23 protein-coding genes are annotated in these 25191 nt (G+C 62.0%); 9 read left to right on the top strand and 14 right to left on the bottom strand.

Features of this window, described 5'->3' with window-relative positions:
- Positions 1-148: 148 nt before the first annotated feature.
- Positions 149-1876, top strand: coding sequence for a tannase/feruloyl esterase family alpha/beta hydrolase (locus tag PQR53_RS22820; RefSeq protein WP_408458747.1), 1728 nt, complete (start codon positions 149-151; stop codon positions 1874-1876).
- Between the two features lie 10 nt (positions 1877-1886).
- Here PQR53_RS22820 and PQR53_RS22825 read toward each other — a convergent pair whose 3' ends face one another.
- From PQR53_RS22825 to PQR53_RS22845, 5 genes are all read right to left on the bottom strand, one after another.
- Positions 1887-2807, bottom strand: coding sequence for a dihydrodipicolinate synthase family protein (locus PQR53_RS22825; protein ID WP_408458750.1), 921 nt, complete (start codon positions 2805-2807; stop codon positions 1887-1889).
- A gap of 193 nt (positions 2808-3000) precedes the next feature.
- Entirely contained in the window at positions 3001-4278 is a 1278-nt protein-coding gene (locus tag PQR53_RS22830; protein ID WP_408458753.1) for an FAD-dependent oxidoreductase, read from the bottom strand.
- Positions 4275-4541, bottom strand: a complete 267-nt coding sequence (locus PQR53_RS22835) for a 2Fe-2S iron-sulfur cluster-binding protein (RefSeq protein ID WP_408458756.1) — start codon at positions 4539-4541, stop codon at positions 4275-4277. Before PQR53_RS22835 ends, PQR53_RS22830 begins: the two co-directional genes overlap by 4 nt.
- Complete coding sequence (locus PQR53_RS22840; protein ID WP_408458759.1) at positions 4534-5694, bottom strand: NAD(P)/FAD-dependent oxidoreductase; 1161 nt, start codon at positions 5692-5694, stop codon at positions 4534-4536. Before PQR53_RS22840 ends, PQR53_RS22835 begins: the two co-directional genes overlap by 8 nt.
- A complete protein-coding gene (locus PQR53_RS22845) occupies positions 5691-6653 on the bottom strand; it encodes a 4-hydroxyproline epimerase (protein WP_408459050.1) in 963 nt (320 codons plus the stop codon). The genes PQR53_RS22840 and PQR53_RS22845 overlap by 4 nt, the downstream gene beginning before the upstream one ends.
- A gap of 228 nt (positions 6654-6881) precedes the next feature.
- Between PQR53_RS22845 and PQR53_RS22850 the strand changes: the two genes are divergently transcribed.
- On the top strand, positions 6882-7514 hold the full coding sequence (locus PQR53_RS22850) for a helix-turn-helix domain-containing protein (protein ID WP_179739262.1): 633 nt from the start codon (positions 6882-6884) through the stop codon (positions 7512-7514).
- A gap of 9 nt (positions 7515-7523) precedes the next feature.
- On the opposite strand, the gene PQR53_RS22855 is transcribed toward PQR53_RS22850, so the two are convergent.
- Both PQR53_RS22855 and PQR53_RS22860 read right to left on the bottom strand, forming a co-directional pair.
- Positions 7524-10529 (bottom strand): FAD-binding and (Fe-S)-binding domain-containing protein, encoded by a 3006-nt coding sequence (locus tag PQR53_RS22855; protein ID WP_408458763.1) that lies wholly within the window; start codon positions 10527-10529, stop codon positions 7524-7526.
- Positions 10530-10581: 52 nt separating this feature from the next.
- Positions 10582-11619 (bottom strand): DUF1338 domain-containing protein, encoded by a 1038-nt coding sequence (locus tag PQR53_RS22860; protein ID WP_408458766.1) that lies wholly within the window; start codon positions 11617-11619, stop codon positions 10582-10584.
- Positions 11620-11787: 168 nt separating this feature from the next.
- On the opposite strand from PQR53_RS22860, the gene PQR53_RS22865 reads away from it, so the two are divergent.
- Positions 11788-12720 carry a LysR substrate-binding domain-containing protein gene (locus PQR53_RS22865; RefSeq protein WP_408458769.1) on the top strand — a complete coding sequence of 311 codons (933 nt, stop codon included), beginning with the start codon at positions 11788-11790 and terminating at the stop codon, positions 12718-12720.
- A gap of 72 nt (positions 12721-12792) precedes the next feature.
- Here PQR53_RS22865 and PQR53_RS22870 read toward each other — a convergent pair whose 3' ends face one another.
- Both PQR53_RS22870 and pcaQ read right to left on the bottom strand, forming a co-directional pair.
- Complete coding sequence (locus PQR53_RS22870; protein ID WP_408458772.1) at positions 12793-13926, bottom strand: 4-hydroxyphenylpyruvate dioxygenase family protein; 1134 nt, start codon at positions 13924-13926, stop codon at positions 12793-12795.
- Positions 13927-14139: 213 nt separating this feature from the next.
- Complete coding sequence (gene pcaQ, locus PQR53_RS22875; RefSeq protein ID WP_408458775.1) at positions 14140-15138, bottom strand: pca operon transcription factor PcaQ; 999 nt, start codon at positions 15136-15138, stop codon at positions 14140-14142.
- A 107-nt stretch (positions 15139-15245) separates the two neighbouring features.
- Between pcaQ and pcaH the strand changes: the two genes are divergently transcribed.
- Both pcaH and pcaG read left to right on the top strand, forming a co-directional pair.
- Entirely contained in the window at positions 15246-15950 is a 705-nt protein-coding gene (gene pcaH / locus PQR53_RS22880; protein WP_408458778.1) for a protocatechuate 3,4-dioxygenase subunit beta, read from the top strand.
- A gap of 3 nt (positions 15951-15953) precedes the next feature.
- Positions 15954-16541, top strand: coding sequence for a protocatechuate 3,4-dioxygenase subunit alpha (gene pcaG, locus PQR53_RS22885; RefSeq protein ID WP_408458781.1), 588 nt, complete (start codon positions 15954-15956; stop codon positions 16539-16541).
- Positions 16542-16551: 10 nt separating this feature from the next.
- On the opposite strand, the gene PQR53_RS22890 is transcribed toward pcaG, so the two are convergent.
- Positions 16552-16824 (bottom strand): hypothetical protein, encoded by a 273-nt coding sequence (locus PQR53_RS22890; RefSeq protein ID WP_408458784.1) that lies wholly within the window; start codon positions 16822-16824, stop codon positions 16552-16554.
- 102 nt (positions 16825-16926) lie between these two features.
- Complete coding sequence (locus PQR53_RS22895) at positions 16927-17190, bottom strand: H-NS family nucleoid-associated regulatory protein (protein WP_323047768.1); 264 nt, start codon at positions 17188-17190, stop codon at positions 16927-16929.
- Between the two features lie 557 nt (positions 17191-17747).
- Between PQR53_RS22895 and PQR53_RS22900 the strand changes: the two genes are divergently transcribed.
- The 3 genes from PQR53_RS22900 to PQR53_RS22910 all read left to right on the top strand — a co-directional run bounded on the left by PQR53_RS22900 (position 17748) and on the right by PQR53_RS22910 (position 19405).
- Positions 17748-18383, top strand: a complete 636-nt coding sequence (locus PQR53_RS22900; protein WP_408458788.1) for a LysE family translocator — start codon at positions 17748-17750, stop codon at positions 18381-18383.
- A 303-nt stretch (positions 18384-18686) separates the two neighbouring features.
- Entirely contained in the window at positions 18687-18890 is a 204-nt protein-coding gene (locus PQR53_RS22905; protein ID WP_007178877.1) for a cold-shock protein, read from the top strand.
- Positions 18891-19180: 290 nt separating this feature from the next.
- Positions 19181-19405, top strand: coding sequence for a hypothetical protein (locus PQR53_RS22910; protein WP_408458791.1), 225 nt, complete (start codon positions 19181-19183; stop codon positions 19403-19405).
- 96 nt (positions 19406-19501) lie between these two features.
- On the opposite strand, the gene PQR53_RS22915 is transcribed toward PQR53_RS22910, so the two are convergent.
- Positions 19502-21133, bottom strand: coding sequence for an acyl-CoA synthetase (locus PQR53_RS22915; protein ID WP_408458794.1), 1632 nt, complete (start codon positions 21131-21133; stop codon positions 19502-19504).
- A 376-nt stretch (positions 21134-21509) separates the two neighbouring features.
- Here PQR53_RS22915 and PQR53_RS22920 point away from each other — a divergent pair, with 376 nt between their 5' ends.
- Positions 21510-23069, top strand: coding sequence for a methyl-accepting chemotaxis protein (locus PQR53_RS22920; protein ID WP_408458796.1), 1560 nt, complete (start codon positions 21510-21512; stop codon positions 23067-23069).
- A 136-nt stretch (positions 23070-23205) separates the two neighbouring features.
- Here the strand turns inward: PQR53_RS22920 and PQR53_RS22925 are convergent, their stop codons facing one another.
- Both PQR53_RS22925 and PQR53_RS22930 read right to left on the bottom strand, forming a co-directional pair.
- Positions 23206-23559, bottom strand: coding sequence for a transposase (locus tag PQR53_RS22925; protein ID WP_408458799.1), 354 nt, complete (start codon positions 23557-23559; stop codon positions 23206-23208).
- A 227-nt stretch (positions 23560-23786) separates the two neighbouring features.
- Positions 23787-24929 carry a porin gene (locus tag PQR53_RS22930; RefSeq protein WP_408458802.1) on the bottom strand — a complete coding sequence of 381 codons (1143 nt, stop codon included), beginning with the start codon at positions 24927-24929 and terminating at the stop codon, positions 23787-23789.
- Between the last annotated feature and the right edge of the window lie 262 nt (positions 24930-25191).

The following is a 25191-nucleotide window of genomic DNA, read 5'->3' on the forward strand; positions in this document are numbered from 1 at the left end:
TCGCAGGCGAAATAACACTCGTTGAGTGACAAGACGATTGACAGAACGGCCGCGCCACGCCAAGTTTGCAAGGCGTCCTCATCTGCGTACTTGCACCGGCGAAGCAGACGAACCGTAGGGGGGCGCCCACCCATAACGGAGACAGACAATGCAAACGAAGCACACCGTCCGAAAACCCGGCGGCATCGGTTCCTCGTTGGTCGTTGGTCCAGTACTCATCATGCTGTCGCTAAGCGGTTGCGGCGACAACGATGTCAACTCCCCCGCGGCGACGCCCCTCAGTTGCACCCAGCTTGTGGGCAAGACCGTGCCGGCGTCTTCCATCGGTCTGCCCACCACCGGCGCGACCGTGACCGCAGCAACCACCATGCCTGCTGCGGGCACCGGTGCGCAAGCGACCGGAGAATATTGCCTTGTGAGTGGCGCGATCAATCCTGTGAGTCCAGCGGCGCCCCAGATCAAATTCCAGATTGCCATGCCCACCGCCTGGAACAACAAAATCATGATGTTCGGCGGCGGTGGCTATGACGGTACGATTCCTGCGCCGACCGGCAACGTGCCGGCCGGCCCCACGACGCAACTCACCCCACTCGGACGCGGTTACGCGACCTTCGCGAGCGACTCGGGGCATCAGGCCAACGCACTGGGCAGCGAGGACGGCTCGTTCGGCGTCAACGACGAAGCGGTGCAGAACTTCTCCGGCGACGCGCTGAAAAAGACCCGCGACGCCGCCGTGTATCTGATCGACGCCCGCTATGCGGTCAAGGCGCCGAAGCGCGCCTACTTCGCGGGCGGATCGTCCGGCGGGCGCGAGGCACTTGCTGTGGTGCAGCGCTGGCCGCAAGACTGGGATGGCTCGATCGTCCTCTATCCGGCATGGGCCGCCGCCAGTCTCGACCTTCAGTTCGGCCGCATCACACGCGCGCTCGCGGCGCCCGGCGCCTATCCGGATCAGGCCAAGCGGAAAGTCCTGCTCAACGCGGTACTGGCTGCTTGCGACACACTCGATGGCGTCGCCGACGGCCTGATCAGCAACGTCGCAGCGTGCAACGCCACCTTCAATCCCGCCACGGCAACGGTCAACGGCACGCCGTTACGTTGCGCCGGCGGCGCGGACACGGGCGACGCCTGTCTGTCGGACGCGCAAATTGCCGCGCTCAACGTGTACAACACGCCGATCACCTTCGGTTACCCGCTTGCCAGCGGTGAAACGCAGTTTCCCGGCTTCAACGTTTACGGCGCGGACCTTGGCGTCGCGAATCCGTCAGCGTTGCAACCGACGGTCACGACGCTCGCGCTGGGCACATCGCAACCGGCCTCGCCGATGCCCACTACCGCCCCGTATCTCAGCGTCTTCTGGGACCAGTGGATCCGCTACTTTGTGACGCGTGACCCCAACGCCAACTCGCTGAGCGTCGACCCGCAGAATCCGGGCAGTCTGCAAGCGCGTATCAGTCAATTGACGGGATTGCAGGACGTCAACAAGACCGATCTGTCGGCGTTCAATGCGAAAGGCGGCAAGATCCTGATGGCGCATGGCATGGCCGACGCGCTCGTTAGCACGCGCTCCAGTGAACAGTACTATCAGCGTTTGCAAGCGACGATGGGCGCATCAGCGGTGACCAACTTCGTGCGCTTCTACGAAATTCCCGGATATGGGCATGCGGTCAGCTCGGTGTACAACGCAGCATGGGACTCGCTCACGACCCTGGAAAACTGGGTCGAAAAAGGCGTGACGCCACCTGCGCAGACCGTTGCGGATACCGCGGGTGTGCCGGGACGTACCCGGCCGCTTTGCGAATATCCGAGCTTCCCACGGTATAACGGTTCCGGCGACATCAACGCTGCGTCGAGTTTCACGTGCGCGACGCAGTGATCTAGTGTGCTTAAAGGCCGACGTCCGGCAGCGTCGGCCGCGTTGCGAGCGCTTTTTCGACGATGCGCTTGACCTCGTCAAGCGTCTCGCCTTGCAGCGCGAGGCGCGGTGGCCGCGTGACCGCGCTGCCTCGCCCGAGCAGTTCCTCGCACAGCTTGATGCATTGCACGAGGTCGGGACGCGCATCGAGATGCAACAGCGGCATGAACCAGCGATACAGCGCCAGCGCTTCATCAAAGCGCTTCTGCTTCGCGAGGCGGAACAGCGTTTCCCCTTCCTTCGGGAAAGCATTGGACATACCCGACACCCAGCCCTCGGCACCGACCGCGATACTTTCCACGACCACGTCGTCGAGTCCCGCGAACAGCACGAAGCGGTCACCGACCGCATTGCGCAGATCGATGAAACGCCGCGTATCGCCCGACGAGTCCTTGAAGCACACGATGTTTTCGCAGTCCTGCAACGCGATCAGTACATCGGGCGTGACGTCGTTCTTGTAGATCGGCGGGTTGTTGTAAATCATCACCGGCAGATCGGTACCGGTGGCGACCGCGCGGAAATGGGCGGCGGTCTCGTGCGGCTTGGCTGAATAGACGAGAGCCGGCATCACCATCACGCCGTCGACACCCACGCGCGCGGCTTCGCGCACAGTCTGGCGCGCGAAGTCAGTGGTGAACTCGGCGACGCCGGCAATCACCGGTACCTTGCCGCCGGCCGCGTCGCGCGCGGCTTCGATCACCGCCATCTTTTCAGCGGTGCTGAGCGACGTATTCTCACCGACCGTGCCACAGACCACGAGGCCCGACACGCCGTCCTTGACCAGATTGCTGACCACACGATGCGTTGCATCGACATCAAGCGAAAAGTCCGGCCTGAACTGGGTGCTGACGGCGGGAAACACCCCGCTCCATTGGATAGCGTTGCGGCTCACGGTACAAATCTCCTTCGTAAAGGTCGGTCTTGCCGACGCATGTTGAATATGTGAATGAGTATCGGGTTTTATCCGGATCGGGGCTTGGGGTTTTTCGCGAACGAAAGAGATGAAATCTGCACAGTCGAAACTCAGTTCGAATCGGGAAGAACCAGGTCAGGCATGAATGTCACAGGGCCGATTGAAGGAAAAATTACGCGTCGGATCCGACTTGGAGCAGCGTTTCAATGCGCACCGGAGAGAATGGCGGACGCAGCATCTGCTCGCCGCTGCGCTGCCAGCCGAAACAGAACGCAGCTGCGGCGCCGCACACTTTTCCCTGGCATGGACCCATGCCACAACGCGTGTGCAGTTTCGCGTCGCGCCATGAAGCGTGCTGCGCCATCTCCCGATAGGGCACGTCCTCGCAGCGGCAAACCAGCGTGTCCGGTGTTGAGAGTGTGCGCAGGCGCGGGTTCAGTTCGAACGCCTCGTGCATGTGCTGCGCAAAGCGCCGATAGCGCGCCCGTTCGGCAAACAGCGCTCGAGCGCGCTCGAACTCGCCGACGGCCGCCAGCGCGGCAATCTTGCCCTCCACCGCCGACAACTCCATGCCCCCCACACCCGTGCATTCGCCCGCGGCGAACACGGCCGGCACCGAGGTGGCCTGCCATTCATCCACCGCAATCGCGTCCACCGGCCCTTGCGTGTCGACGCGGCACCCTAGCGCGGCCGCGATGCCGGTATTCGGCAACAGGCCATACGCACAGGCAAGGCGCTCGCAGGCAATCAACCGGTCGCTGCCCGCCTGGGTCACGCGCACCTCGTGCACACTTGCGCCGCCGGTCGCTTCGCTGACATATGCGTCGAGCAGATACGGTGTCCTCCACAGGCCGGCACGCATACGCGCCGCCTGCAGCAGTTTGGCCGGCGTTCGAACCAGCGAGCGGGCAAAGCGTCCCACCGACGCCGCGCAAGCCTGCTCGACCAACGCGACGACGTGCGCGCCCTGCATACGCGCCGTCATAGCGGCCGCCCACAGCAGCGGACCGCTGCCGGCGATCACGATGCGCTCGCCTCTCACCGGCGTGCCGCCCTTGATCAGCGCCTGCAAGCCGCCCGCGCCCGTGACGCCCGGCAAGGTCCAACCAGGAAACGGCAGAAAGCGTTCACGTGCACCAGTCGCGACGATCAGCTTGCGATAACCGATCGTCAACGCGCGTCCATCCCGCTCGGCGAGCAGCGTGTGTGTCGATAGCGCCTGCACGATGCGCGCGCCGCTCAACAACGCGACGTGCTGACGCGCGCCCAGGTCTGCGAGCAAGGCACGCGCCGTTCCGCTCGCCGGGTACTGCGGTCCTTGTCGCCAGATCTGTCCGCCTGGCAACGCGTTATCGTCGACGACGCCTACCGTTGCGCCACGCATCGATGCGGCCTGCGCGGCGCTGAGTCCGGCGGGGCCGGCGCCAATCACAAGTACGTCGAAATTCATCGGGCCGCTCCAGCAGTTACAACCGACATACCTGCCGCGCAGATCGTCTGGCAGGCGAGCCGATGACGAACACCGTCGATCGTGACCCGGCATTCCTGGCAAATACCCATCCCGCAGAGCGGCGCACGCAATTCGCCGCTGACCGAGCGGCGTGTTACGCCCATTGCGTCCCGACGAGCGATCGCGATAGCGGCGGCCACCGTGCAGCCGTTTGTCACCTTCACGTGCTGTCCGTCGATGTCGAGTGTGATCGGTTTATGCATGGACGGTCCCTGAGTGCGTGAACCTTGCGGGCAGATAAGGCGTGGCGTCGAACGGCGCCGGTTGGCCCAGCATCTGCGACGCGAGCAGCTTCGCCGTACCGAGCGCGGTGGTCACGCCCAATCCCTCATGTCCAACCGCAAGCCATGTCGCTGGATGCATTGCGTTGTCGTCTGCAAAGAATCCAGCGGGGCCGATCAAGGGCAAACCGTCACTGGATGCCGGACGAAAACCGGTCCACGCGCGGATCGCATTCAGGCCGGCCAGTTCAGGCAAGTAGTCGACTGCACGCCGCAGCATGCGCGCGAGGATCGCCGGTTCGACGTTCGGATCGACGCTGTCGAACTGACGCGACGAGCCGATCAGCAGCTGGCCAGTGGGGCGCGGCTGCACGTTGAAAGCGACCGATGTGCCGCTCTGGTTGTGCGCGCTCTTGATGTAACCCAATTCGAGGATTTGATGCCGGATCGTGCCGGGGTAGCGATCGGTAATCAGCAGATGGCCTTTCTTTGCCTGCAACGGCAAGCCCGGCAACAGTGTCGTCGCCTGCAGGCCGTTGGCCAGCAGCACGGCACCGGCGGCAATGAAACCTCCGTCCGCGAGACGCACGCCTTCACGTTCGATACCGATTACTTCGGTATCCAGACGTTGCACGATCCGTCCGGCAACAGGTTGCGCGAGCAACCAGGCCGCGACGGCCGGCGCGTAGACCACCGCGTCGTCGGGCACGATCATCCCGCCGTATAGGTCGTGCCGTAACGCGGGCTCGGCTTCGCGCACTTGCTGCGCGTCGAGCGTCGCGCAATCGATGCCCTGCTGTTGCAGCGCGCGCTGGCGATTTCGCGCCAGCGCGAACTCCTCGTCGTCGGCGGCAACCCATAGCGTGCCGCTGCGCACAAACGCATGACGCACATCGAGGCGCGGCGCCAGCGCGAGCCACAGCGCACGTGAACAGGCGCTGAGCACGAACTCGGCAGGCGAATCGTCCATCACCACGAGGTGGCCCATGCCGGCCGCCGTCACGCCACCGCCGACGCCCGCGCGATCGACCACCAGCACGTCGAGGCCCTGCAATGCGAGCTCGTAGGCACAAGCAGCACCGACGATACCCGCGCCAATCACCACGACGTCCGGCCGACCGTTCGACCGCTTCATGACGCGCGGATGCCCCACGCGAACGGATCGTCGTCGGAAAAGAGCAGCCTGGATTCCGCGTTGACGTGCGCGGTGCCCCGGATGCGCGGCCGAATCTGCCCTGCGGGCAGTGCTGGATCCGTGTCGTAGTGCGCCTCGAACACGCTGCCGATAATGCTCTCCTGGCGCCACAGCGCGCCCGGTGCCAGCACGCCGTCCGCCGCGAGGCAGGCGAGCTTGGCGCTCGTGCCGGTGCCGCACGGCGAGCGGTCATAGGCCTTGCCCGGACACAGCACGAAATTGCGGCTGTCGATGCCGGGCCGGTCCGAATCGGCGAACAGTTCGATGTGATCGATCAGCGCGCCGCCTTCGCCGACGATACCGTTGGCTTCCAGCGCCCGCCGGATCGCCCAGGTGGCGTCCGTCAATTCGTCGATGCGGCTGTGATCCAGCGTCTGCCCGTGATCGGATACGAGGAAAAACCAGTTGCCGCCCCACGCGATGTCGCCGTGCACGCGGCCGAGGCCGGGCACATCGACTGGTACCGCATGTCGATAGCGATACGCCGGCACGTTGCGAACGGTGACGCTGCGGTCGGCATGCAGTTCGGCTTCGACGACACCTACCGGCGTTTCGATGCGGTGCACACCCGGCTCGATCCGGCCCAAATGGGCCAGCGAGACCACAAGGCCGATCGTGCCGTGGCCGCACATGCCCAGAAAGCCGACGTTGTTGAAGAAGATGACGCCCGCCGAACAAGCCGGATCATGCGGCTCGCACAGCAGCGCGCCGACCATGACGTCGGAGCCGCGCGGCTCGTTGACGACGCCCGCGCGGACGCGGTCGAAATCACGCAGGAACAGGGCAAGGCGTTCCTGTAACGGTCCATGACCCAGTTCGGGGCCGCCGGAAATCACAAGGCGGGTGGGTTCACCGCCGGTGTGGGAGTCGATTGTGGTCAGTGTTTTCATGGCAGCAATCGTAGGGCGTGGCGCTACGCGCTGTCTTGCGCCATCGGCCCGGTTTCGATGACGATTTCGGCATAGCGCGGCCACCGATCGCATATCAATCTCGACGCCCTACGTTTCCGATGGGAAAAGTTGCTCGATAGGCGGACATATCGCTCGCCAACCAGAGCGGCACCGGCCAAATGTTATTATCGGAAACACCGATCGCCCCTCAAAGCGTGCATTTGAAGCAGCAAGCCCATGGACACCCACCTCACCAAACCCGCCGATCAATCGACAACCGACCTCGGCCGGCGCGTGCGCGCCGCCCGTCAGGCGCAGGACCTGACGCTGGAAACCGCGAGCCGCCTCTGTGGCGTCTCCCGCTCCACGCTCTCCAAAGTCGAAAACGGCCTGATGTCCCCCACTTTCGACGTCCTGCAGAAGATTGTCCTCGGCTTGCAGATCGAAATCGGCGAGCTATTCGGTTCGACGCCCAAAGTCAGCGCAAGCGGCCGCCGCGCGTTGACGCGTAAAAACGAGGGCCAGCGTCACGCCTATCGCGGCTATCAGATGGAGTTGCTCGCCACCGACCTCGCGCACAAAGCGATGCTGCCGTTCCGCATCCGCATCTCGGCGCACACGCTCGACGCGTTCGACGACTGGGGCCGTCACGAAGGCGAAGAATTTTTGTACGTGATCAGCGGCAGCGTGTGCCTTTATTCCGAGTTGTACGCACCGACGCATCTGAATGCTGGAGACAGCCTGTACTTCGACAGCCGCACCGGCCACGCCGCGGTATCCACCAGCGACGAAGACGCGGAAGTGCTGTGGATGGCGACCAGCGCCGACATTCCGCAGACCCTGGCCACGGTTGAATCGGCGAAGAAATAACGGCGGCGCTCACCGCGCCGCCAGCGCCCGCTGCGCCAGTTGCGCGATATGCATCGCGTGTTGCCCGGTTCCCTGTTGGATCTGCTCACGACAACTGAAACCATTCGTCAGCACAATCGTGTCCGCATTCGCCGCGGCGGCAGCGCGCACAGCCGGAAACAGCCTGTCTTCGCCGATCTTCTCCGAAAGCGCGTGATGCTCGTCGTTAAAGCCGAACGATCCCGCCATCCCGCAGCATCCCGTATCGAGCAACGTCCAGTTCACTCCGAGTTTCTTCAGCAGCGCGGTATCGCCTTGCATACCGAACAGCGCCTTCTGATGACAATGCCCATGCACGATCACGTCGGCTGCAAGGGTCGGCCACTCGAACGGCTGACGTGCAACGAAATCGGAAAACAGAAAAGTCTGCGCCGACAACTGCTTCGCCAAAACATGGCCGGGGAACTGTTTCAACAACTCGTCCTTGAACACCGATAAACAACCCGGCTCGAGACCGACCAGCGGCACACCGGCGGCAATATCGTCCCCGAGGTCATCGAGAATCGTGCTCAGCAACTCACGCGCACGCTCGAGCAAACCGAAGTCATACAGCGGACGTCCACAGCACAAACGATTCTTCGGCAGCACGACATGCCAGCCCATTTGCGTCAGCACATCGGCTGCGGCCTGCGCGATCTCAGGCGTGAAGTGATCGTTGAAGGTATCGACCCACAGGATGACTTTCCTGACCTTTTCGCCAGAATCAGCGGCGTGAGGCGCACGCCGCGCGATCTGCCGGTACGTCTCTTTGGCAAACTTCGGCAACTCACGCGCTTGCGCCACCCCGGCAAGCCACTTGCCAACCGCAGCCAGGCCCGGCGCCGACGTCATGAAATTCGTCAGCCGCGGAAACCTCGCCGCCCACGGCGCCCACTCACCAATCCGCCCCATAAACAGCGCCTGACGCGGCCGACGATTCGTCTCGTAGTAATGCGCCAGAAACTCCGCCTTGTATGAAGCCATATCCGTGTGCGTCGGGCAATCGGATTTGCAGCCCTTACATGCCAGGCACGTATCGAGCGCTTCTTTCACTTCGCGGCTTTGCCAGCCACCGGCAATCACGTCGCCTTGCAGCATTTCCCAGAACAGATGCGCGCGGCCACGCGTCGAATACTTCTCTTCACGCGTCGCGCGATAACTCGGGCACATCGTGCCGCCTTCGAGCGAGCGGCATTTGCCCATGCCGATGCATCGCTCGATCTCGCGCTGAAAGCCGTCACCTTCCTGGCTCGCGAACGTGAGCTTCGTTTGCAGGGTCACCGGCTTGTACGCCGGACCCATGCGCAGGTTTTCGTCGGCGCGATAGGCGTGCACGACCTTGCCGGGATTCAGTCGATTGGCCGGGTCCCAGATCGCCTTGAACTGCTCCATCGCGTGCATCAGTTCGGGGCCGTACATGACCGGCAGGAACTCGGCCTTGGCCTGGCCGTCGCCATGTTCGCCCGAGAGCGAGCCACCAAATTCGACCACCAGTTCCGCCGCCTCGCGCAGAAACTTGCGCCATGTCGCGACGCCTGCGACGCTGCGCAGATCGAAGGTAATACGCGCGTGCACGCAGCCATCGCCGAAATGACCATACAGGCTCGTCTCGTAGCCATAACGATCCACCAAAGCCTGGAACGCGCGCAGATAATCGCCGAGGCGCATGGGATCGACCGCCGCATCTTCCCAGCCGACCACCGGATCGGGCATGTCCGAATCCACCGACAACGCCACCGCCGACGCGCCCGTCTCGCGAATCGACCATACCTTCGCCTGCAACGCGCGATCTTCGACGAGGATCGCCGAGACCTCCGGCCCCGCTTCGCCCGACAGGAAATACGCCGCGGCGGTTTCCGCCTGACGTACCGCATCCTCGTGGGTGTCCGCGCCGAATTCGAGCACAACCCATGCATCGCCTTCTGGCAGCAGCGCGATTTCGTCTTTCTTCAAACCACGTGCCTGCAAACCGCGGATGATCGCGCGGTCGAGCCCCTCGATCGCGATCGGACCACAGCGCATGAAATGCGGCACGGCGTCCGCGGCGACGTAGATATCGGTGAAACCGACCACGACGATCACGCGTTTCGCCGAACTCTTCACGAGCCGCACTTTCGCCTGCAAGGTCACGGCGCATGTGCCCTCGGTGCCGACCAGCGCACGCGCGACGTTAAAACCGTTCTCCGGCAGCAGTTGATCGAGATTGAAGCCCGACACGCGCCGCTTGATCCGCGGGAATTTCGCGCGGATCTGCTCGGCGTAGGTGTCGCGCAGGTGCTTGAGCGCGGCGTAGATTTCGCCCTTGCGGCCACCTGCCGAGATGATGCGTTCGAGTTCGTCATCCGAAGTCGGGCCGACCCAGAAACGCGCGCCGTCGAAGGTCGCGATTTCCAGCGCTTCGACGTTTTCGACCGTCTTGCCGGCCATCACCGAATGCGCGCCGCACGAATTGTTGGCGATCATGCCGCCGAGCGTGCAGCGACTGTGCGTGGCCGGATCGGGGGCGAACGTGAGGCCGTGCGCTTCGGCGGCGTCGCGCAAGGTGTCGCACACCACGCCGGGTTCCACGATCGCCACACGCGCGACAGGATCGACCGAGACGACGCGGTTCACATACTTGCTCGCGTCGGCCACCACCGCGACGTTCACGCATTGGCCGTTCTGCGAGGTGCCGCCGCCGCGCGGCAGAAACGGCACGTCATTGCGACGGCAGGCAGCGAGCGTTTCCAACAGATCGTCGACGTCCGACGGTACCACCACGGCGAGCGGGACTTGCCGGTAGTTCGACGCATCCGCGGCATACAGCGCTTTCGAACCCTGATCGAAACGCACTTCGCCGCGCACGTTGCGGCGCAAGTCGGCTTCGAGCGCCTGCATGACGGCGGCAGTACTCGAAAAGGGCGTGGCGACGCGCGGCTTTCTTGACGTGCTGTCAGCAGCATCGCTCAACAAAGCATTCACACTCGCGCCCTGCTCTTCCTCTAATGACGTTCCCACTGCGTCCCTCGTGTCTCGTGTCCAATGCCCGCGCGTTGGCCTGAACAACGCATCAGGCCGCCTGACTCGCGGTCATCTTGAAGATGCCCTGGGCGTTGCCCGCGTCGAAACGCAGGTCCGTTTCCCAGCGGCGCGCGTCCTGATCGAAGGTGCGCTTGCGCGTGATGAACTCGTAGAACGAGCCCGGCACCTCGCGCGTCACGATGCTGCCGTCGGCCGCGCGGAGTTCGCGCCGCACGGTGTCCGCGCGGTACGCAGTCTGAAACACGCGACCCGAACGCGAACGCTCGACTTCCGGCTTCATCGGACGACCCTTCGCCTTTTCGTCGTCGGCAAGCTGGAACACGTCCGTGACGCGATCGGTGGCGTGATTGAAAGCGTTGCCCTCGGTTGCGATCCACGCCATTTCCGCCGATTCCTTCAACAATACTTCGTAATCGGCTTCGCGTGGTGTCTCGTGCTGACGCGCGAACGCGCCGACGATGACCGGCAGCAACGCGTGTGCCGTCTCGAGCGGCAGCACCCCTTCACGCTCCAGCTCCCACAGCTGACTAACGGCTTGCGGCGTCAACGGATCGAGCGAGGCGCCGATCACGTTCGTCACTGCCTGCTGGAATTCCGTCGAAAAACGCTCCGGGTGCAATTCGCTGACGAAGAACTGGGCGATCTCGTCGGGCGCATCGTCGTGCGCCCAAGCGCGGCCGGTCATGCCGAGACGATCGAGCGGATAACGGCCGTTGATGCTGAAGCCGAGCGGCCGCAGGATGCGCGCAAAGGCAGCTTCACCCGGCGGCAACGCGCCGCTCGAGGTCCAGCGCACCGTGCGCAATGCGCCATGGTCGAAGTAGACGCTGCCGCCCGCGGCGATCGTCTCCTCGGTGTATTGGCGGCCATTCGCCGAGCGCGCCAACAGGTCTTCGAACAGCGCCATGTTCATCGCCTGCGCCAGTTCGGCGCGGGTGACGGTGCCGTCCTCCCATTCGTTGAGAATCCGCGGATGGTTCAGCGTGGTGAACAGCCTTGCGGTTTTCTCTGCGCCGAGCAGTTTCAGCAGCAATTGTTCGACATTCGCATTCTTGAGGTTTCGCATATCGGTTCCGGGCGGGGAGCGGTGAGTGCGCTGCGGTACGTTTGAAGGTGGCCAACCGGCGTGGCTTCAGGACGCTCGCGGGGCATCGTTGGATGCGAGATTATTGAAATCCACGGCCCATCCGTAAAGCGAGATAAAATCGCCACTTGATGCGCTTTTGGAATCAACATGCGAAAGTTCAAGATTCCCAACATGGGCGCGCTGCTCGCGTTCGAAGCCGCCGCGCGGCACGAGAGCTTCACGCATGCGGCGCGCGAACTCTTCCTCACCGAAAGCGCGGTGTCCCGGCAGATCAATACGCTGGAGAACAATCTCGGCGTGCGGCTGTTCGTGCGCGTCAAACAGCGCGTGGTACTGACCAAGGCCGGCAAGGTCTATAGCGCGCAGGTGCGGCGCTCGCTGGAACAACTGGATCGCGACACGCTGTCGATCATCGCGCATGGCAGCGGCGGCGGTTATCTGGAACTGGCGGTGTTGCCGACGTTCGCGTCGCAATGGCTGATTCCGCGGCTGACGGCATTCAATGCGCAGTACCCGGATGTGCGGGTCAACATGGGCGTGCGCACCGGCACGTTCGCGTTCGCCGAGACGCATTTCGAAGCGGCGATTCATTACGGCAAACCAACCTGGCCGGGCACCTCGGCGGATTTTCTGTTCAGCGAGGAAGTCGTGCCAGTGTGTGCAGCCAGTCTGTTGACGCGGCCCGTTGAGACGGCGGCCGATCTGCTGGACTATCCGCTGCTGCATTCCACTACACGGCCACACGGCTGGGCGTCGTGGTTCGCCAATCTGGGCGTGGACGATAACCGGACGATGCAAGGGGTCCGCTACGAACTCCACACCATGCTGATCAGCGCAGCTGCAGCCGGTCTCGGCATCGCGCTGGTGCCGCGTTTTTTCGTCGATACGCAGCTTGGACAGCTCGGACTCGTGATGCCGCTCGACGCGCCCGCAGTCGCCGACTCGGCGTACTACCTCGTCTATCCGACTGAGTTGAGCCACGGCAAGCCACTTACGAGCTTTCGCGAGTGGCTGTTGCGGGCGGCGGCGGCGTATAGCGAGGTGAATCCAGGGCTTGCCGGCACTCCGGATAGCGGTTGATTTCGTGGCGATTGGTCGGCGGTCGGCGGTAAGCGGTAAGCGGTAAGCGGTAAGCGGTAAGCGCGGTAAATGCTAAGCGCCGGCTTGCTCGCGTGCTTGCGCCAACGCGCTTAGATTGCCTTCGCCAAAACCATGATGCCCTTGCCGCTGCACGACCTCGAAGAAGATCTCGCCGGCGCCGCGTCGCACGAAGGTCTGAAAGAACAGCATCGGCACGCCATCGGCGGCGATCTCGCCATCCACCAGAACATGCGTGCGCTTGAGCCGCTCGACGTCGAGCCCATGACCGGGCAGGCGCGCATCGAGTTGCTCGTAATAGCGCGGCGGCGGCTCGACAAATTCGACGCCGTTCGCCAGCAGCCGCTCGACGCACGCGAAGATGTCGTCGGTGGCGAGCGCAATGTGCTGCACGCCTTCGCCCGGATGATCCGGCAGATACTCATGCATCAGATTCGTGCGGCGCGTGCCCTCTTCATACAAAGGCACGCGGATCGCGCCGCACGGCGACACCATCACGCGCGATTCCGCCGACACATGCCAGTTCGCGTGCAGCTCGTGAATCTCACGGAAGTTGAGCAGATCGCGATAGAAGTCGAGCCACTCCTGCATGCGGCCCTCACCGACCGTTTGTGTCAGATGATCGACCGCGATCAGGCCGCTGCCCGCGTGATTCAGATCGGCTTGCGCGGTATCGATCTCGATCGGCCGGAAGTCGATGTCGAAGATCGAGATGTCGCCGAGCCCGCCGCGCTGGCCGCCACGGCCGCGCCAACGGTCGACGAAATAGATATGCGAATCGCCGATGCCCTGGATCGCCGGAATCAGCAGTTCGCCCGCGCCGAGACGCTCGCCTTCGAACGCCCACGCGCCGAGTTCGATCGCGCGGTCGAAGGCGCGCTGCGCATTAGCCACGCGAATCCCGATCGCGCAGATGCCGGCACCGTATTCCTCCGCATAGCGCTCGGCGAACGAATCCGTCTCCGCGTTGATCAGGAAGTGCATCTCACCCTGGCGATACAGCGTGACGTCTTTGCTGATATGGCGCGCAATCGCCTTGAACCCGAGTTTCGTAAAGGTCTCGCCGAGCGCCTTCGGCTCGCGCGAGGCGAACTCCACGAATTCGAGGCCGGCGGTGCCGAGCGGATTGTGCTCAGGCGCCGACACGGCGCGCAGCGCGGCGTCTGGAGTGGGCAAGTCGCTGGGCATGGCAATCTCCTTGGGCAGTCTTTCGTACGCTGTTGCGAGTGATCGTGGTGTTGGTGCTGGCCGGGGCGTGGTGTCAATCACTCGCAGTGTGACACCGCTTGCGTGGTGTGCCGCAGCAATGCGGCGCGCGACGGCTTTTGCACCGTGTTTGTACACCGGGTAAGAGGACGTTCGCAACCTTCATTTTGTACTGGATGGTTCACGCGCAGTGAATCAGACCTTCGGCGTGCTGCCGCGGCCACGTTTCGACGCCCGTTTGGCCACAGGCTTGCCGGTAGCAGCCGCCATGCGTTCCCGCGCAACTTCGCGCACGGCGTCGATGAACGCCCGGCCCACCGGCGACGGCTGGGTGTCCGAACGCCGGATCAGCCCCACGGGCTCGCCCGTCCCAGCGAACGGCAAGGGCAAACGCACCAGCATTTCATGCGCCAGCTCATATTCGACCGCGCTCAGCGGCACGAACCACACCGCGTCATTCTCGAGCGTCAATGCACGCCCCGTCGACACCGACAGCACCTCGACAAACCCGGACAATGGCGGCACGCCCCACGCGCTCAACAGACTTTCAGCCGATTGCCGGATCAGCGTGCCGAACGGCGGCAGCACCACCGGGAAATCCTCCAGCGACGTGGCTGGCAAGCCAGCGCCTAAAGCCAACGGATGCCCGGCTCGGACCACGGCAATCAACGGCTCGCTGAAAAGCTGCTCGAAACTCAGCCCGACCATCCGTTCCGGGTCCGCCAGGCGCCCGATCGCGAATTCGATCGTGCCGGCCTTCAGGCGTTCGAGCAATTCGGGGTTGGCGCCAGTAGCAAGACGCACGATCACGCGCGGCCAAAGCGCGGCAAACCGCTTCAACACGGGTGGCACCAAGGCAGCCGCGACGGTCGGCAGTATGCCGATCTCGAGCGTGGCGGCGGCTGCGCCTTCCGCATGCGCCAGCAAATCGACACCCTGCCGCAACGCGCTGACACAGGCGCTCGCATGCGGCATGAAGAGCTGCCCCTCGCGGGTCGGCACGGCACCGTGACGGCCGCGCTCGAACAGTTTCACACCGAGAATGGTTTCCAGTTCGGCAACCGTCTTGGAGACCGCGGGCTGCGTGATGGACAGGCTTTCTGCCGCCCGCTGCACACCACCGAACTGGGCGACGGCCAGAAAGCACTGAAGATGACGAAATTTGACGCGGCTGTCCGCGAGGCTGCGTTGCATAACGGCAGGTTATACGAAAAGGGCGAAAACGTCATTTTGCATAACCGCGCAGGTTAGATAAAGTCACTCCACAAGCTGTATCCCACAATTCCTCGAAGGAGACACTGATGGACGAGTCCTTTCTCTGCGCACGCGATTTCGCGTCCCACCCCGCTTACGTCTATCCCGGCTACGGTTCTTCGGTCAAACGCGGCCCAACGCGCCCGCTGATTCCGTTGAAGGAAAAACTGCGCGACCAGCGCGTGCCGGTCTACGGCACGGAAGACCTCGGCGCGCTCGATCACGATCTGACGCGTAATGCGGTGCGCAATGGCGAGCCGCTGGGCGAACGCATCATCGTGACCGGCCGTGTGCTCGACGAAGGCGGCCGCCCGGTGCGCAATACGCTGGTCGAGATCTGGCAAGCCAATGCCGCCGGCCGCTACGTGCACAAGGCCGACCAGCACGACGCGCCGCTCGACCCGAACTTCCTCGGCGCCGGCCGTTGCATTACCGACAACGAAGGCCGTTACCGCTTTCTGACGATCAAACCGGGCGCCTATCCGTGGGGCAATCACCCGAACGCATGGCGTCCGAACCATATTCATTTCTCGCTGTTCGGCGACCATTTCGGCTCGCGCCTCGTCACACAGATGTATTTCCCCGGTGACCCACTGCTGGCCTTCGACCCGATTTTCCAGGGTACGCCGGAGCAGGCACGCGACCGCCTGATTGCAAACTTCTCGCTCGATACGACGCAAGAGGCCTATGCGCTCGGCTACGACTTCGACATCGTGCTGCGCGGCCGCAACGAAACCCCGATGGAGCGCTAAGCCATGACCACCCTGAAGCAAACGCCTTCGCAAACGGTTGGACCGTACTTCGCCTACGGTCTGTGCCCGCAGCAATACGACTTCGACTTCAAGAGCCTGTTCACGCCGGTTCTGGCCGATCGTGAAGCGGCCGGCGAGCACATCACGATTGTCGGCCAGGTGTTCGACGGCGACGGTCAGGTGATCGGCGATGCCATGCTGGAAGTGTCGCAAGTGGACGCGCAAGGCCACTACCCGGAATCGCGCGAGGAAATCCAGAAGACGGGTTTCCGCGGCTTCGCCCGCGTCGGCACGGGGACGGATCCGCAAAAGCGCTTTGTAGTCGAAACGGTGAAGCCCGGCCGCGCCAGCCCCGACGAAGCGCCGCACCTGAATGTGGTTGTGACGATGCGCGGCATGCTGCTGCACACCTTCACGCGCGTCTATTTCGAGGACGAAGCCGAGGCTAACGAACGGGATGCCGTGCTCGCAGCAGTTCCGGCGGACCGGCGCGGCACGCTGATCGCGCGCCGCGAAGCGGATACGGCCAATGTGTACCGGTTCGATATCTATATGCAAGGCGACAAGGAAACCGTCTTTTTCGACCTTTGACGCGGATTTTCTATACTTTCATATTGCTTTCACATACACTGGAGATGATCCGTCTAGCGACTGGATCGCGAAACTCCGAGTAGGTTAAGCCCGCCCCGCGCGGGCTTTTTTTTGGTTTGCTTTTGGTTTTCGCGCCTGCGTTCAGCAAATGCTTTGCGTCGAGCGACACCACCGCGGTCATCAGTTTGGATATCGAAGCAATCGGTATGACGCGGTCACCCTGCTTTTCAGCGAGCACCGTGCGCGTTCGCTCGTCGGCGACGTAGACGGCTTTGGCCCGCAACCGTGCCGAACGATCAACCGGTATTCAGCCACAGCAAGCCAAACAACGCGATATAGCGCAGCCGCGCAGGAAAACGATTAGCCGAGGAAACTGACGCCGCGTTTAACAACGGAAATGGTCGATGTTCTGTCCGGCGTAGATTGCTCGCGCGAGCCAATCCGGCTTATCGCCACGACCGTCCCACGTATTGCCGAAGGCATCGCGATACATCACGGCCGGGATCGCGGCTTTGTCGGCTTCGATCGAATCCGCTAGCGCTTCCATCGTAATGCCGTATTCGTCCATGCGTCGGCGGATCCACACGATCAGGCGCTCACGCGCATTCCCGTCGAGGTCGAACAGCCGTTGTTCTTCTCGCTCTTTCATAACGTACCGGTTTCGCGGCTAATAGTGCTCGCGTTGGCAAAACAAAGGCTTCGCTAAACAACGCGAAGCCTATGCGTGAATCAGATGGGTTGAGTGCAAATCGAACTCACAATCGTCTCCCGATGCATGACAACTTGCATCTGGAAATCATGCCCAATAAATCCTGGATTTCAGGGGAATTTGTCGGCAAACAGTTCGGATCGCGCTCTTGATCGCCTCGGTGCTGCAAGGCTGCTTCAGCGTATGGAAAGCAATTCTAGCATCCAATTTCCGCTGCTTGCAGAAACTGATTGTTTGCCCGCGATGGCAGACTTTCCTGGTTGTACTGTTTGCGTTCGGCACGAGTCTATTCAATTCTTAATCGTTCTTAGCGGTTCTTATTGGTTCTTATAGCGCCGGCCTGGTGTGAGGCAATGCTAATAACCCAATCGCAAAGCAGGAAAATGGAAGCACGGTAGAATAACGGCAGGCAGCGCCATGAAGGCAAAAAAACCAGAATCGCGCGCTCTCATGCTACGTTTTACAGAACTGCATCACCGCCTGTAGGAGACACAGAAATGCCCGCCTCAACAGCCATCATCACAATTCTGGCCGCACTGCTGCTCGGTGCCATGAGCCCTGGACCCAGCTTCGTCATCGTTGCCCGCAATTCAATCGGACTGTCGCGCGGCGACGGCCTTGCAACCGCGCTCGGCATGGGGATAGGCGGCGTGTTCTTCAGCGGGATCGCCTTGCTCGGTCTGTACACCTTGCTGGCGACTGTAGAGTGGCTGTACGTCGGTTTGAAAGTGGCCGGTGGACTTTATCTGATCTACCTCGCGTCGAAGATCTGGCGCGGCGCGGCCAAACCACTCGCGTTCGACGCCACGCAAGCGGCCGCCACCAATGTGCGCAAATCCTTCTGGATTGGTTTGAGCACGCAACTCAGCAATCCGAAAACAGCGGTCTACTACGGCAGTATCTTCGCGGCACTGCTCCCGCAACATCCGCCGCTGTGGTGCTACTTTGCATTGCCCCCCGCGATCTTCGCCATCGAAGCCGGCTGGTACACCGTGGTCGCGTTGTGCTTTTCGAGCAAACGGCCGCGTGAGATCTATCTGCGGTGGAAAGCCTGGATCGATCGCGTCGCCGCAAGCGCAGTGACCGCGCTTGGATTGCGCCTGATCCTGACGGCACATAAAGTGGGCATCTGAAACAGCAACCGGCTTGCCCGGCATATCGTGTCGTGCCGTGCCGCACGACACGATATGCCGGTGCGAGGGTCGTATCGCCATGCACCTGGCCTGTGCGACATACAGCCCGCAACAAAATAGTTACAAGATAAGTGTTGACGCTGATACGCCCGGGCGGTTACTGTGGCACCCGAAGTTCAAGAAGTTCGATTGCTGTTCATCAATGTCTCGCTCCTCAGCGGTATTCGTTGTCCTCTCCCTCCTTGACGCTTCACGCGCTCCTCAACAGAGCAAATATTTCTATTTTTACCTCAAGGATTCTTCATGGATACCGGTACCGTTAAGTGGTTCAACGACAGCAAAGGCTTTGGCTTCATCACCCCGGACAAGGGCGGCGACGACCTGTTCGCGCACTTCTCCGAAATCAGCGGCGACGGCTTCAAGACGCTGGCTGAGAATCAGAAGGTGAGCTTCGAAACGAAGCAAGGCCCGAAGGGTCTGCAAGCGGCTAACATCAAGCCGATGTAAGTTTGAAGGGCTCGGTGTCCGGCAACGGGCATCGGGCTGCAGCGACATCCTCGCGGAGCTTTGTCTCCCACAGTTGGCGCGATCGCTTTTTAGTTGCAGGTGATTCAAAAGCAACTAGCTCAAGCGCCAAACGCCTCGTTGCACCTCATTCTCTCCTCCGGCTTTAACGCCCTTTTTAGCTTTCCGACTGCGTCTGGATTCGGCTCGCAATGGCTTGAATCAGCTCGTCCGCGTGACCCGTACAACGGCTCGCACAGCATGCACGCACTCGAACATTATTAAAATATAAAATGCAAAACAAACATATTCATCATTACAACGGCTATGCCGTCAAACCCTCGGCGCATCGTTTGCCCGACGGTAGCTTTTCATCCAACCTGTTGCTCGAACGCGCTGATAGCGCGCGTGCCGAAGGGCGCTACCAGTTCTATTCGCTCGACTACTTCATGAACGAAGAACAGGCACTGCAGCACTCGACACGCTGGGCACGCCACTGGGTCGACACACGCGGTTAAGCGCGAGTCGAACCTGATGCGCGCCGGGACCCCGGCGTTTGCATCGTTCAGCACCACATAGCGCGCCATTGGGCGCGCCATGCAATCGCGCGCGATCTATTCGGTTCCTTCCGCCTTGATCCGCGCGCGCAATTCGAACTTCTGAATTTTTCCCGTCGACGTCTTCGGCAATTCGCCGAAACGCACCGCCTTAGGCAGCTTGTATCCCGCAAGGAACAGCCGGCAGTGCGCGATGATCTCTTCTGCGCTCACCTGAGCGCCCTCCTTGAGTTCGACGAAGGCGCACGGTACTTCGCCCCACTTCGGATCGGCCATCGCCACCACGGCGGCAACCGACACCGCAGGATGACGGTACAGCGTGTCTTCGACCTCGATGCTCGAGATGTTTTCACCGCCGGAAATGATGATGTCCTTGCTGCGATCGCGGATGCGGATATAGCCGTCAGGCATCCGCACGCCCAGATCGCCGGTGTGGAACCAGCCGCCGCGGAAGCTTGCTTCCGTGGCGCGCTCGTTCTTCAGATAGCCCTTCATGCAGATGTTGCCGCGGAACATGATCTCGCCGAGCGTTTCTCCGTCGTCAGGCACGGGCGCGAGCGTGTCCGGGTCGAGCACCGTTACGGCGGCCTGCAGGTGATAGCGCACACCTTGCCGCGCATTCATTTCAGCGCGCGCACTGTCGTCCAGTGTTTCCCATTCCTCCTGTTTCGCACAGACTGCGGCCGGCCCGTAGGTCTCGGTAAGCCCGTACACGTGCGTCAGATCGAAGCCAATCTCCTTCATCTTGGCGATCACTGCCGGCGCGGGCGCGGCGCCCGCCACCATCGTCGACACACGATGCGTGATGCCCGCACGCCACTCGGTCGGCGCGTTGGCGAGCGCGCTTTGCACGATCGGTGCGCCGCAATAGTGCGTGATGCCTTCGCGACGAATCAGATCGAACACTGTCTTCGCGTCGAATTTACGCAGACAGACGTTGACGCCGGCACGCGCGGCGACAGTCCATGGGAAACACCAGCCGTTGCAGTGAAAGAGCGGCAAGGTCCACAGGTAGACCGCATGCTTGGGCATGTCCCATTCGAGGATATTGCTGAGCGCATTCAGGTAGGCGCCGCGATGGTGGTAGACCACGCCCTTGGGATCGCCCGTCGTGCCGGAGGTGTAGTTCAGGGCGATGGCGTCCCACTCGTCGGCTGGCAGGGTCCACGCGAATTCAGGGTCGCCGGATTGCAGGAACGCTTCATAGTCGGTCGCGCGGATGAACTTGTCGGCGTCGGCAGGCATTGCGTCCGCCACGCTGATCACACGTAACTCGGGGAATTCCAGCGCCGCGCGGTGCGCCAGCTCGCTGTACTCCGTGTCGACGATCAACGCCTTGGCTTCGCCATGGCGCAGCATGAACAGCAGCGACGAGACGTCGAGCCGCGTGTTCAGCGTGTTGAGCACTGCGCCGGCCATTGGCACGCCGAAATGCGCTTCTATCATCGGAGGAATATTCGGCAGTAAGGCAGCCACCGTGTCGCCGCGTTGGATGCCGGACTGCCGCAATGCGCCGGCCAAACGTCGAGCGCGCTCATAGGTTTCGCGCCAGTTACGGCGAGTCTCCCCATGCACGACTGCCAGCCGCTCGCCGTAGACTTCCGCCGCGCGTACGATGAAATCGATGGGTGTCAGCGGGACATAGTTGGCCTCGCGCCGCTCAAGGCCTTCTTCGAACATGTGCTTCATCGTCGTCTCCTGAGGCGCTGGCCGCGCCGTCGCTTTTTCTGATTGATTGATGCCCCTGGCCTGACAACTGTCATGGTGAACTGTCTGTCATTCAAAAGACAGCGTGGCGCGCCCTGGCCTTCATCGACGGCTGGTGGACTGGCCATCAGCTTGCCGTGATTTCCCGCGATTTTCTACAGATTTGGTTCCATTTTCCCCCGATTTTCCCCGATGTTTCCCGCTTTTCAGCGGCTGCCTCATACCGGAGGTTCACGTCCCAGGCAGGGAATTTCGGATGCCGGAATAAAGAATCCGGCGCAAAGGCCGTTATGTCGCCTATGCAACGGAGATTGCAGCCCCTCCCTATTCCCAGTTCAACGTATTGCCGAAGCCGATAATGAACCGTCTGACACTGAAACAGAAATTGTGGGTGCCGATACTGCTCTGCTGGGTGGCGCTCCTGATCATTACCGTCGTGAACGCGTTCGATGCGCGAAACGCTCAAATGGACGCACGTCGCGCGGATCTGGCCGACGTCACCGACATGGCGGCATCGATCGTCGCGGACTACGCGAAACAGGCGGACGCGGGCAAGCTCTCGGTCGACGAGGCCAAACAGCAGGCCATCGCCCGCATCAACGCACAGCGTTATGGCACGTCGGGCTACGTGACGATCGTGCGCGGCGATTCGGTGATGGTCGCTCATCCGATGAGCCCGAACTTGAACGGCAAGGACATGAGCGGCTTTCGTGACGCCAAGGGCAACGCGCTGTATCACGACATCGCGCAGGCAGGCGGTTCGGCGGGCGGCTCGGGCTATCTGCGCTACTGGTGGCCAAAACCCGGCGAGACGGCCCCGAGCGAAAAGATCGGCTACGTTAAACGCTTCGTTCCGTGGAACTGGGACTTTATCGCCGGCGCGTATATGGACGACATCCAGGCGCAGTTCTACGCCACGCTCGAGCGCTCGGCCGGTATGTTGGTGCTGCTGGGGGCGCTGGCGTCGTTCGTGGCCTCGCGCGTGGTGCGCAACGTATCGCGTTCGATCGGCGGAGAGCCTTCCGCGGCGGCGGCGATTGCAATGCAGATCGCACGCGGCGATCTCGCCACTCACATCGACCTGCGTCGCGACGACGTGTCGAGCCTGCTGTTCGCGCTGCGCGAGATGCGCAATCAACTCGCCGCGACGGTTGGGCGCATCAAGACATCCGCGGAGACGATCACGGTCGCCTCGAAAGAGATTGCCGCGGGCAACCTGGATCTGTCGAGCCGCACTGAGGAACAGGCGGCTTCGTTGCAGCAGACGGCCGCCACCATGGACGAGCTCACCAAGACTGTCACGCAGAATGCCGACAACGCGGCCACCGCATCGGAACTGGCTACCGATGCGTCGGCGATCGCCGCGCGCGGCGGCCAGGTCGTCAACGACGTGGTCCAGAAAATGGCCGGCATCACCGATAGTTCGCGCAAGATCGGCGAGATCATTAGTGTGATCGAAGGCATCGCGTTCCAGACCAATATCCTGGCGCTGAACGCCGCGGTGGAAGCCGCGCGCGCCGGCGAGGAAGGGCGCGGCTTCGCCGTCGTCGCGGGCGAAGTGCGCAATCTCGCGCAGCGCAGCGCGACGGCGGCCAAGGAGATCAAGGTGCTGATCGATCAGTCGGTCGCGCAGGTCGGCGAAGGATCGACGCTGGCAGGCAAGGCCGGCAGCACGATCGGCGAGGTGGTCGACGCCGTGCGGCGCGTAACGGCGATCATGAACGAAATCTCGGCGGCTTCGAAAGAGCAGAGTTCGGGTATTGGCGAAGTCAATCTCGCGATCCGCCAGATGGATGACGTGACTCAGCGCAATGCCGCGTTAGTCGAGCAGGCGGCGGCCGCGGCAGGTTCACTCGATGAGCAGACCGAACGTCTGCGAAATACCGTTGCGGTGTTCAAGGTCGAGCAACATGCGTGATAGAGCGGTGCGCTCATGCTGACGATTAACTTGGTCGACTGGTTCGGTCGATTAATGTAGCCGAATAGAAAATGCCGTCATCCGATTGCGAGGTGACGGCATTTTTGTTTGCCATGCCAAAACGGTCTTGAGCCTGCTACACAGTGCGCGCGTCGCGCCTGCGAGAGACAGGCCGCATCAACATGGCGTCGGTATCAAAGAGTGCTAAAGCGATGCTGGCCAGCACACCTGAATTCTTCCAGCGCAAGTAGTAGCGATGCGCCGTCTGATAAGGCGCATACCGGTCGGGCATCGCGTGCCAGGGCTTGCCCGTGTGCAGCACCCACAGCACGCTGTTCACCACGCAACGAATGTCGATGCTCGGACGGCCACGCCTCGGTCCATGGGCTTTCATTTCCGGCAGCAGCGGCACGATACGATGCCATTGCTCGTCGGTGAGATCCTGAATGGCCGGTGAGCGGGCCAGCGAGTTTGAAAGCGGAGTATTCATGCAGTTAGAACGCGCACTTGCAGCGAACGTGCTGGCGGCGCCGCGAACATAGTGTCTATGGATCAATCGCTTCAGACTAACCCAAGCGCGCTTGCGCGAAAGTCAATTATCGTCAGACTCGTCAGATCGAATGCGGCGAGCGTCAACGGTCAGTTCAAAGTGGCGCGCCCATAAAAAAAGGTGCCGCGAACGGCACCTTTTCTGCAACAACTAGCTTCTGCGGAAGCTTAGAAGCGGTGACGCAGACCGATCGTAGCAGCCGTCTGATTCTTCGACGACGACGGCAGTTGCGAGTTGTCGCCGCTGTAGATCGAAGCCACACCACCGTCGCCCATTGCGTGCTGGTACACGGCTTGAGCGTAGACGTCCGTACGACGCGACAGCGAGTAGTCAGCCTGCACGCCGATCTGGTGGTAACGGGTCTTCATGTCGTTGCCGTCAGCATTGACACCATAACCACGTGCGTCCGTGAACGTGTAAGCAACGCCCAGGCCCAGAGCCGGGGTCAGGTTGTACTTGCCGTTGACTTCGTAGTTGTTCGAACGGCCTTGACGTTGGCCAATTGCGGCGCCGACGAGGTTATCCACACGCGATTGCGTGAATGCCGCACCGACGGTAGCCGGGCCGAACGAGTACGAAGCAGCTGCGCCGAATTCACGTTGGCGGAAGTTGCCCTGGATGACGCCCGAGGTGTTCGCCAGCACGCCGTCCGAAGAACCGCTGGTGTTTGCAGCCGGGTTGTTCTGCTGCGCGTAAGCCGCGCCCAGGTGCAGGCCTTGCCATTGGTATGCAGCACCAACGCTGTATTCGCGGTTGTTTGCGAATGCGCCAGCCTGGTTCGAGAAGCCGTACGTGCCGCCGAACGTGAAGCCAGCGTAGTTAGCGCTCGAGTACTTGACCGAGTTGTTAGCCGACAGGCCGCCGTTCGTGTTCAGGTTATCGTTGTTGAACGGGTGAGCGAAGTACGTACCGCCCCAGCTGCCCGTTGCGGTCAGCGGTGCCAGGTAGTCTTGTGCTGCATCGTATTGACGACCCAGCGTGACCGTACCGTATTGTGCGCTCGACAGACCGACGAACGCTTGACGGTTGAACATGCCGTTGTTGTTAGCGAACTTGCCGTTGTTGATGTTGAAGCCGCTTTCCAACGTGAAGATTGCCTTCAGACCGCCGCCCAGATCTTCCGAACCACGCAGACCGAACATGCTTTGGTTGATGCCGCCGCTACCCGCTGCCCACTTTGCGTTGTGGTTGACGTTGCTGGTGTACGTCAGGCCCGCGTCCAGCAGACCATACAGGGTCACGCTGCTTTGTGCGTGAGCGACGGAAGCGAACGATGCGGCAACCGCAACAACGATGAGACTCTTTTTCATGCTGGGACTCCAGTTCGATAAATTTACGCGGGGAGCGGGACCTGCCTCAGCAGCGAATGCATCACTCACTGCCGCCCTGTTGGCCGAATCGTTTCGGATCGGCCGGGCACCCTTAGAACGAAGCGTGAGTGTAGGGGGACACCCTGGGTAGCGACGCCGGCGATTTGCGCAACAGGATTTTTCAGAATCAGCAACAATCAAATCATCAAAAGCATTAAGTCTTTGTTTTGTAGGCATTTATCGCAAAATCACCGTGATGGCC

It is taken from the genome of Paraburkholderia fungorum, assembly GCF_046027605.1.
In the GTDB taxonomy this organism is placed as follows: Bacteria; Pseudomonadota; Gammaproteobacteria; order Burkholderiales; family Burkholderiaceae; genus Paraburkholderia; species Paraburkholderia fungorum_F.